The 15411-nt window shown below is 71.3% G+C and carries 12 protein-coding genes; 2 read left to right on the top strand and 10 right to left on the bottom strand.

Annotation, left to right across the window (positions count from 1 at the left end; all coding sequences use genetic code 11):
* Nucleotides 1–9 precede the first annotated feature (9 nt).
* From moaA to IF88_RS0125490, 3 genes are all read right to left on the bottom strand, one after another.
* A complete protein-coding gene (gene moaA / locus IF88_RS0125500; protein WP_030716984.1) occupies nucleotides 10–999 on the bottom strand; it encodes a GTP 3',8-cyclase MoaA in 990 nt (329 codons plus the stop codon).
* A gap of 178 nt (nucleotides 1000–1177) precedes the next feature.
* Nucleotides 1178–2803 (bottom strand): cation acetate symporter, encoded by a 1626-nt coding sequence (locus tag IF88_RS0125495; protein WP_030716981.1) that lies wholly within the window; start codon nucleotides 2801–2803, stop codon nucleotides 1178–1180.
* Nucleotides 2800–3165: a DUF485 domain-containing protein gene (locus IF88_RS0125490; RefSeq protein WP_030716977.1), complete on the bottom strand. Its 366-nt coding sequence runs from the start codon at nucleotides 3163–3165 to the stop codon at nucleotides 2800–2802. Before IF88_RS0125490 ends, IF88_RS0125495 begins: the two co-directional genes overlap by 4 nt.
* 256 nt (nucleotides 3166–3421) lie before the next feature.
* On the opposite strand from IF88_RS0125490, the gene IF88_RS0125485 reads away from it, so the two are divergent.
* Complete coding sequence (locus tag IF88_RS0125485; protein ID WP_030716975.1) at nucleotides 3422–4966, top strand: S8 family serine peptidase; 1545 nt, start codon at nucleotides 3422–3424, stop codon at nucleotides 4964–4966.
* Between the two features lie 126 nt (nucleotides 4967–5092).
* Here the strand turns inward: IF88_RS0125485 and IF88_RS0125480 are convergent, their stop codons facing one another.
* From IF88_RS0125480 to IF88_RS0125470, 3 genes are read right to left on the bottom strand one after another with little or no spacing between them, the layout of a single operon-like run.
* Nucleotides 5093–6136: a zinc-dependent alcohol dehydrogenase family protein gene (locus tag IF88_RS0125480; RefSeq protein ID WP_030716972.1), complete on the bottom strand. Its 1044-nt coding sequence runs from the start codon at nucleotides 6134–6136 to the stop codon at nucleotides 5093–5095.
* A gap of 55 nt (nucleotides 6137–6191) precedes the next feature.
* Complete coding sequence (locus IF88_RS0125475) at nucleotides 6192–6881, bottom strand: lysoplasmalogenase (RefSeq protein WP_030716966.1); 690 nt, start codon at nucleotides 6879–6881, stop codon at nucleotides 6192–6194.
* Nucleotides 6878–7873, bottom strand: coding sequence for a sterol desaturase family protein (locus IF88_RS0125470; protein ID WP_037806973.1), 996 nt, complete (start codon nucleotides 7871–7873; stop codon nucleotides 6878–6880). The genes IF88_RS0125475 and IF88_RS0125470 overlap by 4 nt, the downstream gene beginning before the upstream one ends.
* Before the next feature lie 113 nt (nucleotides 7874–7986).
* On the opposite strand from IF88_RS0125470, the gene IF88_RS0125465 reads away from it, so the two are divergent.
* Nucleotides 7987–11061 (top strand): NACHT domain-containing protein, encoded by a 3075-nt coding sequence (locus IF88_RS0125465; RefSeq protein ID WP_030716959.1) that lies wholly within the window; start codon nucleotides 7987–7989, stop codon nucleotides 11059–11061.
* Nucleotides 11062–11081: 20 nt separating this feature from the next.
* Here IF88_RS0125465 and IF88_RS0125460 read toward each other — a convergent pair whose 3' ends face one another.
* From IF88_RS0125460 to IF88_RS0125445, 4 genes are read right to left on the bottom strand one after another with little or no spacing between them, the layout of a single operon-like run.
* Nucleotides 11082–12308 carry an amidohydrolase family protein gene (locus IF88_RS0125460; RefSeq protein ID WP_030716956.1) on the bottom strand — a complete coding sequence of 409 codons (1227 nt, stop codon included), beginning with the start codon at nucleotides 12306–12308 and terminating at the stop codon, nucleotides 11082–11084.
* Nucleotides 12308–13597, bottom strand: a complete 1290-nt coding sequence (locus tag IF88_RS0125455; RefSeq protein WP_030716953.1) for an amidohydrolase family protein — start codon at nucleotides 13595–13597, stop codon at nucleotides 12308–12310. Before IF88_RS0125455 ends, IF88_RS0125460 begins: the two co-directional genes overlap by 1 nt.
* Before the next feature lie 36 nt (nucleotides 13598–13633).
* Nucleotides 13634–14518, bottom strand: a complete 885-nt coding sequence (locus IF88_RS0125450; protein ID WP_030716952.1) for an SDR family NAD(P)-dependent oxidoreductase — start codon at nucleotides 14516–14518, stop codon at nucleotides 13634–13636.
* 1 nt (nucleotide 14519) lies between these two features.
* Nucleotides 14520–15317 (bottom strand): acetoacetate decarboxylase family protein, encoded by a 798-nt coding sequence (locus tag IF88_RS0125445; protein ID WP_030716950.1) that lies wholly within the window; start codon nucleotides 15315–15317, stop codon nucleotides 14520–14522.
* Between the last annotated feature and the right edge of the window lie 94 nt (nucleotides 15318–15411).

The following is a 15411-nucleotide window of genomic DNA, read 5'->3' as shown; positions in this document are numbered from 1 at the left end:
CCGGCCCGGTCAGCCGCCGATCGCGGACATCGGGCGGTCGGGCTGCAGGAACGACGGGTCGTCGAGGCCGGACCCGGCCTTCTTGCCCCACATCGCCACCTTCCACAGCCGGGCGATCTCCTCGTCCGGGGCGCCCGAGCGCAGGGCGGCGCGCAGGTCCGACTCCTCGGTGGCGAACAGGCACGTACGGATCTGGCCGTCGGCCGTGAGCCGCGTACGGTCGCAGGCGCCGCAGAACGGGCGGGTGACGGAGGCGATGACGCCGACGGTGGCCGGGCCGCCGTCGACCACCCAGCGCTCGGCCGGGGCGGAGCCGCGCTCGGCGGCGCCTTCCTCGGTGAGCGTGAAGCGGGTGCGCAGCGACTGCAGGATGTCCCCGGCGGTGATCATGCCGTCGCGCTTCCAGCCGTGCTGGGCGTCGAGGGGCATCTGCTCGATGAAGCGGAGCTCGTACTCGTTCTCCACGGCCCAGGCCAGCAGGTCGGGGGCCTCGTCGTCGTTGAGCCCGGGCATGAGGACGGCGTTGACCTTGACGGGGGTGAGGCCGGCCTCGCGGGCCGCGGCCATGCCCTCGATGACGTCCTTGTGCCGGTCGCGGCGGGTGAGGGTCTTGAAGACCTCGGGGCGCAGGGTGTCCAGGGAGACGTTGACCCGGTCCAGGCCGGCCGCCTTGAGGGCCTGCGCGGTGCGCTTGAGACCGATGCCGTTCGTGGTCAGCGACATCTTGGGGCGGGGTTCCAGAGCCGCGCACTGCTCGACGATCCCGACCAGGCCGGGCCGGAGCAGCGGCTCGCCGCCGGTGAAGCGGACCTCGGTGATGCCGAGCTGTGTGACGGCGATGCGGATCAGCCGGACGATCTCGTCGTCGCTGAGCAGATCGGACTTCCCGAGCCACTGCAGCCCCTCTTCGGGCATGCAGTACGTGCAGCGCAGGTTGCACCGGTCGGTGAGTGAGACGCGCAGGTCAGTGGCCACGCGGCCGTAGGTGTCGAGAAGCACTGTGGGCCCCCTCCCCTGTCCGGATCTAGAGGTACGCGCGACATTTGGATCTACTTCACGCGTTCTGTTTCGAGCCTACGCGACGCCCGTGTCGCGAAGATGTGCCCAAATGAACGAGACGTAACGTGGCCGCGTCGTAGGGACCTACGACGCGGCCACGCTGGGTGTTCGGATGATGTCAGTGCGCCCCTGTTCCCGTGAGGGAGCGCACCTCCAGCTCGGCGAACTTCTGGGGGTCGGCCTCCTCCTTGGAGAGGACGGTTCCGAGCCAGCCCAGGAAGAAGCCGAGGGGGATCGAGATGATGCCCGGGTTCTCCAGCGGGAACCAGAAGAAGTCCGCGTCCTTGAACATCGAGGTGGGCTTCCCGGAGACGACCGGGGAGAAGAGCACCAGGCCGACCGCCGAGATCAGCCCGCCGTAGATGGACCAGAGCGCGCCCTGGGTGGTGAAGCGCTTCCAGAAGAGGCTGTAGAGGATCGTCGGCAGGTTGGCGGAGGCGGCGACCGCGAAGGCGAGCGCGACCAGCCCGGCGACGTTGAGGTCGCGGGCCAGGGCCCCCAGGCCGATGGCGACGGCGCCGATGACGACCGTGGACCAGCGGGCGGCGCGCACCTCCTCCTTCTCGGTGGCCTTGCCCTTGCGGATCACGTTCACGTACAGGTCGTGCGCGAAGGACGAGGAGGAGGCGAGGGTGAGGCCCGCGACCACGGCGAGGATGGTGGCGAAGGCGACCGCGGAGATCACGGCGAGCAGGACGGCACCGCCGGTGGAGTCCGGGCCTCCGCCGACCGCCTGGGCGAGCAGCGGCGCCGCCGTGTTGCCCGCCTTGTTGGACTTGATGATCTCGTCCCGGTCGAGCAGGGCCGCGGCGCCGAACCCGAGGGCGATGGTCATCAGGTAGAAGGCACCGATGATGCCGATGGCCCAGTTCACGGACTTCCGCGCGGCCTTCGCGGTGGGCACCGTGTAGAAGCGGATCAGGATGTGCGGCAGGCCGGCGGTGCCCAGGACCAGGGCGATGCCGAGCGAGATGAAGTCCAGCTTCGAGGTCGAGTCCTTGCCGTACTTCATCCCCGGCTCGAGGAACTTCGCCCCCTGTCCGCTGTTCTCCGCGGCCTTGCCCAGCAGGTCGGAGATGTTGAAGTTGAACTTCACCAGCACCAGGAAGGTGATGAGGAGGGTGCCCGCGATGAGCAGGACGGCCTTGACCATCTGGACCCAGGTGGTGCCCTTCATGCCGCCGATGGTCACGTAGACGATCATCAGGACGCCGACGAGCGCGACGATGGCGACCTTGCCGCCGTCGCTGGTGATGCCCAGGAGCAGCGAGACGAGCACGCCGGCGCCCGCCATCTGGGCGAGCAGGTAGAAGATCGAGACCACGATGGTGGAGGTGCCGGCGGCGGTCCGGACGGGCCGCTGGCGCATCCGGTAGGCGAGCACGTCGCCCATCGTGTAGCGGCCGGAGTTGCGCAGCGGCTCGGCGACGAGGAGCAGGGCGACGAGCCAGGCGACGAGGAAGCCGATGGAGTAGAGGAAGCCGTCGTAGCCGAAGAGGGCGATGGCTCCGGCGATGCCGAGGAAGGACGCGGCGGACATGTAGTCGCCGGAGATGGCGAGGCCGTTCTGGAAGCCGGTGAACTGGCGGCCGCCCGCGTAGAAGTCGGCGGCGTCCTTGGTCTGGCGGCCGGCCCAGACGGTGATGATCAGGGTGGCGACGACGAACAGCCCGAACAGGGTGATGATCAGCGGACGGTGCTCGGAGGCGCCCGCGGCCGTCGTCAGGTGGAGCGCGCCGCTCATTCCCCCGCCTCCATCCGCGCCTTGATGGCCTCCGCCTTGGGGTCGAGCCGGGTGGCGGCGTGCCGCGCGTACAGCCAGGCGATGAGGAAGGTCGTCGCGAACTGGGCGAGGCCGAGCACGAGGGCGACGTTGATGTTGCCGAAGACCTTGGTCCCCATGAAGCCGCCCGCGTAGTTGGACAGCAGGACGTAGAGCAGGTACCAGGCGATGAAGGCCACGGTGAGCGGGAAGGCGAAGGAGCGGTAGGAGCTCCGCAGTTCGGCGAACTCGGCGCTCTGCTGGACGCTCGCGAAATCTTCGGCCGTGGGGCCGGCCAGGGGCGTTCCCGCGCTGCCCGGCGGCGGCGCTGCTTCGGTGGTCACGGGGGGATCTCCTTGTGACGCGGGTGCGGTGGGGACGACGGACAAAACAACCTCCGTGTGGGGGGCCGGTGGTGCTGAGCCCCCCTGTCAACGGCACGTACGGCGTGTCGGGACGGTTCAACACCCATGGATCTTCGGAATCCGATTTCTCGAACTGATGGCGCAGGGACGAACGGCAGCGCTAGGTTCGCTTGTCATGAACCCGTCCGACGCGACCGCGTGCGGACGGCTTTTCCAAAGATGATCTGGAGAACCCATGGCTCATCTGGGATCCGTCCGCCGGCGCGCCCTCGCCGTGCCGGTCGGCCTGGCGCTCACCGCCTCGCTCGCCTTCCTGCCCTCGGTCCCGGCCTCCGCCGCGCCGCTCGGCGACACGGCGGACGCGGCGACGGCTTCGAAGCCCTCCACCTCCGGGCCCGAGCTGTCGTACGTGGCGAACCTGAACGCGTACGCCACCGTGAAGGCGGCGAAGAAGGCCGTCGAGCGGGCCGGCGGAACGGTGGTGACGGCCTATGAGCAGATCGGGGTCGTCGTCGCACATTCCCAGAACCCTGACTTCGCCAAGCAGCTGCGCGCCCAGCGCGGTCTGTTCGTGTCGGTCGGCGCCACCCGGACGGCCCCGATGCAGGCGGTGCAGACCACCGAGGAAGGCGCGACGCAGCGGTTGAACGCGGCGGACGCCGCCAAGGCCGCGGCGCTCGCCCAGGAGGGTCAGGAGCCCCTGGAGCCCAACCAGTGGGACCTGCGGACGATCAAGGCCGACGAGGCTCACAAGATCAACGATGGCAGCCGGAACGTCACCGTGGGCGTCATCGACACGGGTGTGGACGACACCCACCCCGATCTCGCCCCGAACTTCTCCAAGGACCAGTCGGCCAACTGTGTGGGCGGCGTCGCGGACACCACCGAGGGCGCCTGGCGTCCGTACCCCGACGGCAGCGACCACGGCACGCACGTGGCCGGCACCATAGGCGCCGCGCGCAACGGCCTCGGCATCAGCGGTGTCGCACCGGGCGTGAAGATCGCCGCGATCAAGGTGAGCGAGCCCGGGACCAGCCTCTTCTACACCGAGGCGGTCGTCTGCGGCTTCATGTTCGCCGCCGAGAAGGGGATCGAGGTGACCAACAACAGCTACTACGTCGACCCGTACCTCTTCAACTGCAAGACCGACGACGACCAGAAGGCGCTGGTGGAGGCCATCGGCCGGGCCACCAGGTACGCCGAGCGCAAGGGCACGCTCCACGTGGCCTCGGCCGGCAACTCCGACCAGGACCTGGCGGCCGACTCCCTCGTCGACGAGACCAGCCCGAACGACACCACCCCGGTGCCGCGCACCGTCGACCCGAGCGTCTGCCTGGACCTGCCCACGCAGCTGCCGGGCGTGGTCACCGTCTCGGCCACCGGCGACAAGGGACTGCGCTCGTACTACTCCAGCTACGGCCTCGGGGTCGTCGACGTCGCCGCCCCCGGCGGGGACAAGTGGCAGGTCCCGGCCACCCCGGACGCCAACGGGCGCGTGCTGTCGACCGTCCCGGGCGGCGGCTACGGCTACAAGCAGGGCACCTCGATGGCCGCCCCGCACGTCGCGGGCGTCGCGGCGCTGCTCAAGAGCGCCCACCCCGGGGCCACGCCCTCCCAGCTGCAGGCCATGCTCAAGGCGCAGTCCACGAAGGCGGCCTGCCCGGCGCAGATCTACGACGCCGCGGGCGCACTGGTCAACGCCACCACCTGCAAGTCCAAGTGGGGCCAGACGGGCTACTACGGATACGGCGTGGTCGACGCGCTCAAGGCCGTGAAGTAGCCCCCGCGGCAGGAGCGGAGGACGGGAAACGGACGGGCCGGGCGGGGATCACCCCGCCCGGCCCGTCCGTTCAACGAGTCATCCGGCCATCAGTCCGACCGAGCATCCGGCCATCCGGCCATCCGGTCAGGGCGTGATCAGCACCTTGAGCGCGCTGCGGTCGTCCATCGCGCGGTAGCCGTCCGGGACCTCGTCCAGGGACACGGCCCGGTCGAAGACGGGCGACGGGTCGATCGCGCCGCTGAGCACGTCCTCCAGCAGCTCCGGGATGTACGCGCGGACCGGGGCGACGCCACCGCGCAGGGTGATGTTGCGGTCGAACATCACGCCGAGGTCGAGGCCGGTGCCGCTGCCGTGCGGGACACCGACGTAGCCGACGGCCCCGCCGTCGCGGGTGATGTTCACCGCGGTGCGCATGGACTGCTCGGTGCCGACCGCCTCGATGACCGCGTGGGCGCCCCGGCCGCCGGTGAGCTCGCGCACGGCCGCCTCGGCGGCCTCGCCGCGCTCGGCGACGACGTCGGTGGCCCCGAAGAGCCTGGCTATGTCGGTACGGACGGTGTGGCGGCCCAGTGCGATGATCCGCTCGGCGCCCAGGCGCTTGGCGGCGAGGACGCCGCACAGGCCGACCGCGCCGTCGCCGACGACGGCGACCGTGGAGCCCGGGCGGACCCCCGCGCCCAGCGCGGCGTGGTGGCCGGTGCCCATGACGTCGGAGAGCGCGAGCAGACCGGTCAGCAGGTGGTCGTCGGAGACGGCCTCGGCGGGCAGCTTGACCAGGGTGCCGTCGGCGTGCGGGACCCGGACGGCCTCGCCCTGGCCGCCGTCGTGGCCGACCGAGCCCCAGAAACCGCCGTGGTCGCAGGAGGTGAACAGGCCCTCCTTGCAGTACTCGCAGGTGCCGTCGGACCACATGAACGGCGCGACGACCAGGTCACCGGCGCTCAGGCCGGCCACGGCGGAACCGGTCTCCTCGACGATGCCCAGGAACTCGTGGCCGATGCGCTGGCCGGGCTGGCGCGCGGCCTCGCCGCGGTAGGCCCACAGGTCGCTGCCGCAGATACAGGCGCGCAGGACACGGACGACGGCGTCCTCGGGGCGCTGGATCGCAGCGTCGGGCACCTCCTCCACACGGATGTCGTGCGGGGCGTGGATGACGGTGGCGCGCATGGTGGTGCAGTCCTCCGGCTCGGGGTTGTTCAGTCTTGTACGACTGAGGACCGTCCTACGGTACGCCTGCTTCCCGGGTGGCTGTCGAACCGGTGGCCAGGAGGTACTGGGCGGCCACGTAGGTGGCCATGATCCAGAAGTCCGGGCGGGGCAGCTGGGGCCATGCGGCGACCCCGGAGGCGATGAGGGTGTCGGAGAGCAGGAACAGCGCGCCGCCGATGCCGGCCCGCAGGCCGAGGGCGCTGGAGCGGAACGCCATGGCGGTGAGCAGCAGGCTGTAGCCGGCGACCGGGATCCGCAGGTCGCCCGGCAGGTCGGACCAGAGCAGGGCGACTGTCCCGAGGAGGGCGAGTGCGTACGCGCCCCCGAGCAGCGGGTTCGCGGGCCGCTTGCCGAAGAGGACGAGGTAGCAGACGTGCCCGACGGCGAAGGAGCCCATGCCGACGAGGAACGCGGGCTCGGCGTCGAAGAGCAGGGCCAGGTCCCCGCCCCAGCCGAACAGCAGGGCGGCGACCAGCGGCCGGGGCGCGCCGCGGGTGATCACGTGGGCGACGAGCAGCGGCATCAGCAGCGGCTTGGCGACGAGGTGCCCGAGGTGCCAGTCGGCCAGCAGCGAGACGAGGTCGACGGCGGTGGCCGCGGCGAAGGCCACGAGGGCGAGGCGGCCGAGGCGGTCCCGGCCGGCCGGCGCGCGGCCGGCGGCCCAGGAGGGGGCCGGGCGTTCCGGGGACGGAGCGGTGCTCACGCGGTGGTCTCCCGTACGGAGGTCCGGGCGTCGGCGGCGGCGTCCACGGCGGGAGCTCCGGCGGGGGCGTGGGCTTCGGCGGCGACGTCCACGGCGGGGGCTTCGGCCGGGGCGTGGGTTTCCGGGGCGGGGGCCGCGGCGGCGGCCGGGGCGGCGGCCGGGGCGGCGGGCTGCCAGCCCGGACCGCGGAAGACCCGTCCGGCGCGCTCGCGCCAGTTCGCGGCGGCGCGCACGTCCTGTGCGATGGCCGCGTACTCGTGGGTGGCCACGCGCAGCGGGTTGTGGGTGTCGATGTTCTTGGTGAGCCCGTAGACGGGCCGCTCCGTCTCCCCCACCCAGGAGCCGAACATCCGGTCCCAGACGATCAGGATCCCGCCGAAGTTGCGGTCCAGGTATCCGCCCTGCGAGGCGTGGTGGACGCGGTGGTGGGAGGGGGTGTTGAAGACGTACTCGTAGGCGCGGGGCAGCTTGCCGATCCGCTCGGTGTGGACCCAGAACTGGTAGAGGAGGTTGAGTCCGTAGCAGAAGGGGATCGCCGCGGGGTGGACGCCGAGGGCCACCATCGGGAGGTAGAACCACCAGGTGGTGGCACTGGTCCAGGGCTGGCGCAGGGCGGTGGTGAGGTTGAACCGCTTGCTGCTGTGGTGCACCACGTGGCAGGCCCACAGGATGCGGATGACGTGGTGGAGCCGGTGCTGCCAGTAGTAGAGGAAGTCCTGCGCGAGCAGCATCAGCAGGGCGGTCCACCACAGGAACGGCACCCGCAGCGGGGTGAGTTCGTAGACCGCGGTGAAGACGGCGACGACCGGGATCTTCCACAGCAGGTCGAAGCCGATGCTGCCGAGCCCCATGGTGATGCTCGTGGCCGCGTCCTTGGTGTCGTACCCGGCCGCGTCCTCGTCGGGATGGATCCGGTAGCTCACCACCTCCAGGACGGTGAGCAGCACGAAGGCCGGTATGGACCACAGCACGACATCGGGCAGGTTCGGCATGAGCGCACCATAGAGGCGCCTCCGGGGGGACCGCTAGAGGTTGTTACCGATCGGTATCCATCGGGGTTACCGATGGTTCGCGAGATGATGTCCAGCCGAGGGGACGGTGGGGGATGACAGGTTTGGAGACGGCTCTTTTACGTACGGCGGGCACCGCGGCGGGGACACTGCTGCGGTCGCGCCTCGGCCAGGTACCCGGAGCGGGACTCGCGGACGCACCGGTGCGCCCGGCCGCCCGCTGGCGCCGCCCGGTACGGCTGGGCGAGCCCGAGATCCGCCGGCTGGCCGCGACGCTGGCGGACCGGCTGGGCGCGGCTGCGGCCAGGTTGCCGGAGCACGAACGGCTGGCCGTACTGGACACGGTGGCCGGGGCCTTCGCCCGGGCGGGGGCGGTGGACGTCGACGCCCTCTTCGCGGCGGACCTGGACCCGGCGGTGCTGGCGGCCGCCCTGCCCGTCCCGCCCGGGGCCGGCCTGAGCGCGGCGGCCGAAGCCGCGTACCGGGACCTGGTCCGGCTGTGCTGCGCCCACGTGCTGGAGTACGTGACGACCCTGCCGGGGTTCGGGGCCCGCGCGGGGGTGGAACTGGTACGCCGGACCGGCGAGTTGGCCCAGGCGGTGGACCGGCTGGCGAGCCGCTCCGACGGGGCCGCGTACGCCTTCGAGGAGCGGTACGCGCAGTACGTCGCCGACACCCACGGCCGCCTCCAGCTCTTCGGCCTCACCCTCAGCCGCTCCCGCCGGGAATGGCCGCTGGACGTGGCCTACATCAGCCTGGCGGTGAGCGGCGAACAACCGCTGCTGCCCGGCGGCCCGGAGGCGCACCAGACCCCGTTGAGGGCCGAGCAGGCCCTCGCCTCAACCGAGCGGGTCCTGCTGCGCGGCCCGGCGGGCTCGGGGAAGTCGACGCTGGTCCAGTGGCTGGCCCTCAACGCCGCCCGGCAGACGGACGGCCCGTGGAGCACCTGCGTCCCCTTTGTGCTGCGCCTGCGCTCCTTCACCTCGTCCGACAGCCTGCCGCTTCCCGAGGACTTCCTGCGCGCCAGCGGCGTCCCCCTGTCCGCACCGCCGGGCTGGGTGGAGGACCTCATGCTCAGCGGCCGGGCGCTGGTCCTGGTCGACGGCGTGGACGAGGTCCCGCAGCGACTGCGCGCCCGTACGGAGACCTGGCTGCGCTCGCTCGTCTCCGCCTTCCCGAGGGCCCGGTACGTGGTGACCACCCGGCCGTCCGCGGTCCCGGAGGACTGGCTCGCGGGCCAGGGGTTCACCACGCACTCCATGCTGGCGATGGAGCAGCAGGACATCCGGGCGTTCGTCGCGCACTGGCACGCGGCGGCCCGCGCGGAGGGGCAGGAGGCGGACGCGTACGAGGCCTCTTTGCTGGAAGCCGTGGGAGCCCGCCGCGACCTGGCCCGGCTGGCCACCAACCCGCTGATGTGCGCGCTGCTGTGCGCACTGAACCAGGACCGGCGGATGCAGCTGCCGCGGGCCCGCAAGGAGCTGTATGACGCCGCGCTGGACATGCTGCTGGTCCGGCGGGATACGGAGCGGGAGATCAGCGGGGTCGAGGGGGTCTACCTCACCCGGGACGAACAGATCGCTCTGCTCCAGCGGTTCGCCTACTGGCTGATCAGGAACGGCCAGGTGGAGGCGGGGCGGGACGAGGCCATCGGGATGGTGGACGAATGGCTGGCCGCGATGCCGCAGGTGCGCGGGCAGGGCGATGCGGAACAGGTCTTCTCCCACCTGCTGATCCGCAGCGGGCTGCTGCTGGAGCCGGCACCGGGCTCGGTGCTCTTCGTCCACCGCACCTTCCAGGACTACTTGGGCGCCAAGGCGGCCGTGGAGTCCCGCGACTTCGGTGTCCTGGTGAAGAACGCCCACGACGACACCTGGGACGACGTCATCCGCATGGCCGTGGGCCACGGCCGCCCCGACGAGCGGACCCACATCCTGCGGGGCCTGCTCCGCCGCGCCGACAAGACCAAAGGCGCCCGCAGCCGGCTGATCCTGCTCGCGGCGGCCTGCCTGGAACACGCCCCCGAACTGGACCCCGCCGTCCGGGCCGAGGTACAGGCCCGAACCGGGGAACTGCTACCGCCCACCCGGTTCTCTCAGGCGGACGAACTGGCGAAGGCGGGACCGCTGGTGCTGGAACTGCTGCCGGCCACGGAGCACCTGAACGAGGACGAGGCCGCGGCGGCGCTGCGAACGGCGTGGCTGGTCGGCGGCGACCAGGCGCTGGAGTTCCTGACGCGCTCACGGACGGACGACCGACAGAAGGTGAGGCAGCAACTGGCACACGGCTGGCCGCGGTTCCCGGACGCCAAGGCCTATGCCGAGACCGTTCTGGCCCACACCCGGCTGGAGGACGTAATGGTTCCGCTGGTCTGCGGGGCTCAGCTGGCCGCGTTGGACCACCTGCGCGGCCTCCATCAGCTCCACCTCACCTGGGACGGGGACCTGCCCGCCGAGGTCATGGCCCAGCGGCAGCTGACGCACCTGACGCTGTTCCGGAACACCGCCCTGACCGACCTCGGGCCTCTTGCCGGATTCGAGAACCTGATCTATCTGGGTCTGTACCACTGCCGGAACGTCTCGGGCCTGGAAGCGCTGACCGCGTTGCCGCTCGACTACCTCAGTCTGACGGCCGTTGCGGACACTCTCAGGCTCGCTCCTCTGACGGACATGGACGCGCTCCGCCAGCTCAGCCTCAATTACCGGCCGGCCGGAACGGACCGGGTGTCGGACCTGCCGGCCCATCCCCGGCTGCACACACTCCACCTTCAGCCCGACGCCTCGCCGCTGGCCCTGGACGACATAGCCCCCTGGCCGGAGCTGCGCTGGCTGACGCTCTGCGGCCGCCGGCAGGCCGCGGACTTCGCCGGGCTTCGCGGCACCGACCGGCTGACCGGACTCCAGATCCTGGACCACGAGGAACTCGACGCGGCGGTGGCTCTGCGCTGCCCTCGGCTGACCTCCCTCTTCCTGAACAACTCCCGGACCCCCGGTGGGCTGCACGCGCTGAAGGAGCTTCCCGAACTGACCAGGCTCAGTCTGTACAACGGTGGTGCATACGACCTCACGCCTCTCGCGGACCTGGACCGGCTCGCCATCGAGGTCGGCCACAACGTCCGGCTCAGGGGAGCCGATGCGATCCCGCCGGAGCGGCTCACCTACCCCTGGTGAGCCGCTCCTGCAAGGCCTGGCTACCAGACCCGGACCGAGCCCCCCTTGGCGAAGGCCGGGCTCGTGGCTTCCGATGGGGTGTGCGTCAGGGGTTCGGCTACCTCCGCGACCGTCGGGCCGTGCTTGGCCGCGAGGGGGTCCAGGAGGGAGAGGTCGAAGCCGTAGACGCGGGCCGCGTTGCCGCCGGCCATCGCCGCGACCTCCTCGCGCGGGAGGCCCGCGTAGGCGATGCGGAGGCCTTCGCGGGAGAAGGGGGTGGTGCCCTCGTCGTGCGGGTAGTCGCTGCCCCACATGATCTTGTCGAGGCCGATCCGGTCCCGGAGCGGGACCTCGTGGGGGCGCATGAAGCTGGCCCCCACGAAACAGTTCTCCCGCCAGACCTCGCTCGGGCCGCTGCCCATCGACTCCGCGAGGCCCGCCCCGAACTTGGCCTCCGCCGTGGCCGAGGCCGCGACCAGGCGGCCGTGGTAGTAGTCCAGCATCTCCAGCACGCCCGGGATCCAGCCGGATCCCTGTTCCGTCAGGACCAGTTTGAGGCCCGGGTTGCGGCGGAAGGCACCGCCGAAGATGAGGTGCCACAGGGCGCGGTGCGAGAACCACGTGGTCTCCACCATGAAGACCGCGCGGGCGGCCGGTTCCTCGCCCAGCGGCGGGGACGCCGAGCCGCCGTGGTGGTTGACCGGGACGTCCAGTTCGTCGCAGACCGCCCAGATGGGGTCGTACGCCGCCGAGTAGAGCTCCGGGACCGGGGAGCCGGGCGGGACGCCGGGCAGCAGGATGCCGCCCGTGAGGCCCGCCTCCTTCGTGCGGCGGATCTCCTTCACCGCCGCGTCCACGTCGTTGAGGAGGATCTGCACCACGCCCGCGCGCCGGCCCGGCGCGTCCGCGCAGAAGTCCGCCAGCCAGCGGTTGTGGGCCTGGAGGCCGGCCCAGCGCATCTCGTACTCGGCGGCCGTCGGCGGCTGCGCCATGAGCGAGGCCTTGGGGAAGAACGGCGGGATGGTGTTGGGGAAGACGACCTCGGCGACGATGCCGTCCGCCTCCAGCTCCGCGAGGCGCCGCGCGGAGTTCCAGTTGCGGTCCGCCGTGTCCGCGAGGAGGTCCTCGTACGGGTTCACGTAGCCGGCGGCCCAGGCGTCGAAGTCGTCGTGGTACCGCTTCTCCAGGTACGGCTTGTAGTCCAGCAGGTCGGCGCCCGCGTGGCAGTCCGCCGAGATGACCGTGTAGCGGTCCTGGCCGTCCGTCATCACGAGACCCCCAGTACCGGGAAGTCGCCGCCGGTGAGCCAGTGGCGGCCCGTCTCGCGCGAGCGTGCCCAGGAGGCCGCCACCGCCGCCTGGTCCGGGGACTGGCCCAGCTCGGCCTGGGTGGGGCCGATCCGGCGGGCGACGGGAGCGAGCTTCTGCGTGTCGAAGCCGAAGACCTCGGCCGCCGCGAGGCCGAGCATCCGGCGGGTCTCGTCGACGGGGATGTCGTGGAAGGTCTTGCGCAGCCAGTTCCGGGTGTCGGGCCAAGTGCCTTCCGGGTGCGGGAAGTCCGAGCCCCACAGGATGTTGTCCACGCCGATCTCGTAGCGCTGGGCGAGTTCGCGCCGTTTGGTGTTGGTGGCGCAGACGAAGACCTGGCGGTCCAGGTACTCGCTCGGCGGCCGCTTCAGCTCCTCGAACGGGGAGAGCTTCTTGCCGCCGTGCGCGCCGAGGTAGAGCCGGTCCATGAACCACAGCTGGTTCGGCAGCCACCAGCAGCCGGATTCCGCCACGCCGAACTTGAGGCCGGGGTGGCGCTCGAAGACCCCCGACCAGAGCAGGAACCACAGCGGGCGGGCCGGCCACCAGGTGACCTCGGAGACGAAGATGCCCAGGTGGTCGCCGTACTCGTGGCGCGGCGAGGACCCGGAGTGGGTGACGATCGGCATCCGCGTCTCGGCCGCCGCCGCCCACACGGGGTCGTAGCGGCGGTCGTGGTAGGGCGCCTTGTCCACCCACATGGCGGGGATCATCAGCGCGCCCAGCCCGGACTCCTTGGCCCGGTGGATCTCGGCGACGACCTTCGACGGTTCGCCCGTGATGGGGAGCAGGGCGACCCCGCAGTGCCGCTCGGGATGCTCGGAGACGAACTCCGCCAGCCAGCGGTTGTGGGCCTGCGCGCCCGCCATGCCGAGCTCGGGGTCCTGGTCGCCGGAGAGGCCGAGGCCCACTCCGAAGGGGGCCGCGGTCTGGCTGTCGACGGCGTCCGCGTCGGGGAAGACGACTTCGGCGGCCACGCCGTCGCCGTCGAGTTCCTTCAGCCGCTGCCCGGTGTCCCAGCCGCCCCGCAGGCCTTCCTCGTGGTCGTGGAACCACTTCTCGGCGAAGGCCTCGTTGCGGACGCCGAGCCGGGTGGCCTCCGCGCGGCGGGCGTCGCGCTCGCCGAGGAACTCGTCGAACTGGGGGTGGAAGCGGGAGTCGAGGTAGGGCCGGTACCGCTCCGTGGGCAGGCCCGCGTGGCAGTCGGAGGAGATGATCAGGTACGGATCTTCGTAGGGTGTGTCACTCACGATGTCACTCACGATGTCACTCACGACGAACGCCCCTCAGTCGAGGATGAAGCTTTCCAGGTAGGCGGGGTTGGCACGGTCGAGCATCGACTGCGACCGGGCCCGGATCTGCCGGTCGCTGTGCTCACTGGCCGGGAGCATCCAGAAGCGGTCGGTGCGGATGCCGTCGAGGACGTGCTCGGCGACCTCCTCGACGGGGGTGAATTCCACCGCGTGGCCGGCCTGCCTCATCGCTGCCTCGTACTGGTCGAGGCTGCGGTACGGGGACTTGCGCGGCCGCTCCTTCGCGTACCGCTCGGGCCGGTTGCGGTGCGACTCCCACAGTCCGGTGCGCAGCATGTGCGGGCCGGGGAAGAGGACGGAGGCCCCGACGGCGGCGCCCTCCGCCTTGAGGTGGGCGTAGAGCGACTCGGTCATGGTGACCACGGCCGCCTTGGTGACGGCGTAGACGGAGGCGGTGGGCAGGGGGGCGATGCCGCCGTCGCCGGAGGAGGTGTTGACGACGTGGCCGGGCGCGCCGCCCGCGATCATGCGGGGGACGAAGGCCTGGATGCCGTGGAAGACACCCCACACGTTGACGGAGAAGGCCCATTTCCAGTCGTTGGGCTCGTGCTCCCACATCCGGCCCTCGGCGCCGGAGCCGACGCCGGCGTTGTTGCACAGCACGTGCACGGCGCCGAAGGTCTCGTACGCCGCGTCGGCCAGCGCGGTCACGGAGTCGCGGTCGCTGACGTCGACGAGCCGTGCGAGCACCTGGGCGCCGTCCGCGGTGAGCTCGTCGGCGGCCTTGCGCAGGGCGCCCTCCTCCACGTCGGCGAGGACCACCCTGAGTCCCTCGGCGGCGAAGCGGCGGGCCATCGCGAGGCCGATGCCACTGGCGGCTCCGGTGACGACGGCCACCTGTCCCGGTTCGATCCGCATGTCAGACACTGCCTTCCGGAGGACCGTCGAGGATCTGCATCGGGTCGTCGTAGCGCTGGTGGATGTACGGGAGCAGGGCCTGGGCGCTGACCTGTTCGACGACCCGGCCCTTCTGGTCGGTGGTCTTCTCGCCGATGGTGATCTCCACGATCCGGCGGACGGGCAGGTCGGCGACGGGGTCGAACATCGACTCGCGCAGGACGATGTCCCCGGTGATGTGCTCCAGCTTGCGGACCTTCTCGTTGCGCGTGCAGTGGACGAGGACGGGGTCGGCGTCGAAGCCCGAACCGTCCACGGCGGGCAGGAACTTGAAGTAGAAGTCGGTCTTCTGGGTGGGCTCGGGCAGCGGCAGCGCGCGGTCCACCGCCCCGCGCACCTCGACGAAGGCGATCCCGTGCCGGGCGAGGGCGGCCCGGACGACGAGGCCGTCGCGTTCGACGGTGACCTCGCCCAGCTTCTTCGGCTCGCCGAAGACCTCGCGGCCGCCGATCAGGGCGCGCTCGTGGGTCATCGGCATGACCAGCGGGTACCAGCCGTCGACCCCGCCGTGCTGGGCGGCGACGGCCACCGAGCCGGCGCCGAGCGGGTAGCCGGGCAGGTCGACCTTGCTGATGTTGGCCCGCACGAGGGGCCGGTCGGCCGGCTTCAGGGGCGGCGGCAGGACCGCCGCCACGACGTCGGGGTCGCTCTCCCAGACGGCCACCACGCCGGTGGACCAGATGGCGGGGAGCTTGGAACTCTTCTCGCGCGACGCCGCGATCTCGGCCTCGGTCCGCGCTCCGTACCGTACCCGTGCCATGTGTCGCCCCATCCCTCGTCATTGAGCGGAGTCAGGTTCTGTAACACAGTTACACCGCCACCGATGAAGGGTAAAGACCCGTGCACGCACCAGA

Origin of the sequence: Streptomyces sp. NRRL F-2580, from assembly GCF_000720115.1 — a bacterium.
Classification (GTDB): domain Bacteria; phylum Actinomycetota; class Actinomycetes; order Streptomycetales; family Streptomycetaceae; genus Streptomyces.
The sequence above is the reverse complement of the archived record's forward strand: the minus strand, read 5'-3'. Positions and strand labels throughout refer to the sequence as shown.

Coding starts and splice junctions, on each gene's coding strand:
- IF88_RS0125445 (WP_030716950.1), bottom strand. CDS start 15,317: ATGGCACGGGTACGGTACGGAGCGCGGACCGAGGCCGAGATCGCGGCG.
- IF88_RS0125495 (WP_030716981.1), bottom strand. CDS start 2,803: ATGAGCGGCGCGCTCCACCTGACGACGGCCGCGGGCGCCTCCGAGCAC.
- IF88_RS0125465 (WP_030716959.1), top strand. CDS start 7,987: ATGACAGGTTTGGAGACGGCTCTTTTACGTACGGCGGGCACCGCGGCG.
- IF88_RS0125460 (WP_030716956.1), bottom strand. CDS start 12,308: ATGACGGACGGCCAGGACCGCTACACGGTCATCTCGGCGGACTGCCAC.
- IF88_RS0125480 (WP_030716972.1), bottom strand. CDS start 6,136: ATGCGCGCCACCGTCATCCACGCCCCGCACGACATCCGTGTGGAGGAG.
- IF88_RS0125450 (WP_030716952.1), bottom strand. CDS start 14,518: ATGCGGATCGAACCGGGACAGGTGGCCGTCGTCACCGGAGCCGCCAGT.
- IF88_RS0125470 (WP_037806973.1), bottom strand. CDS start 7,873: ATGCCGAACCTGCCCGATGTCGTGCTGTGGTCCATACCGGCCTTCGTG.
- IF88_RS0125485 (WP_030716975.1), top strand. CDS start 3,422: ATGGCTCATCTGGGATCCGTCCGCCGGCGCGCCCTCGCCGTGCCGGTC.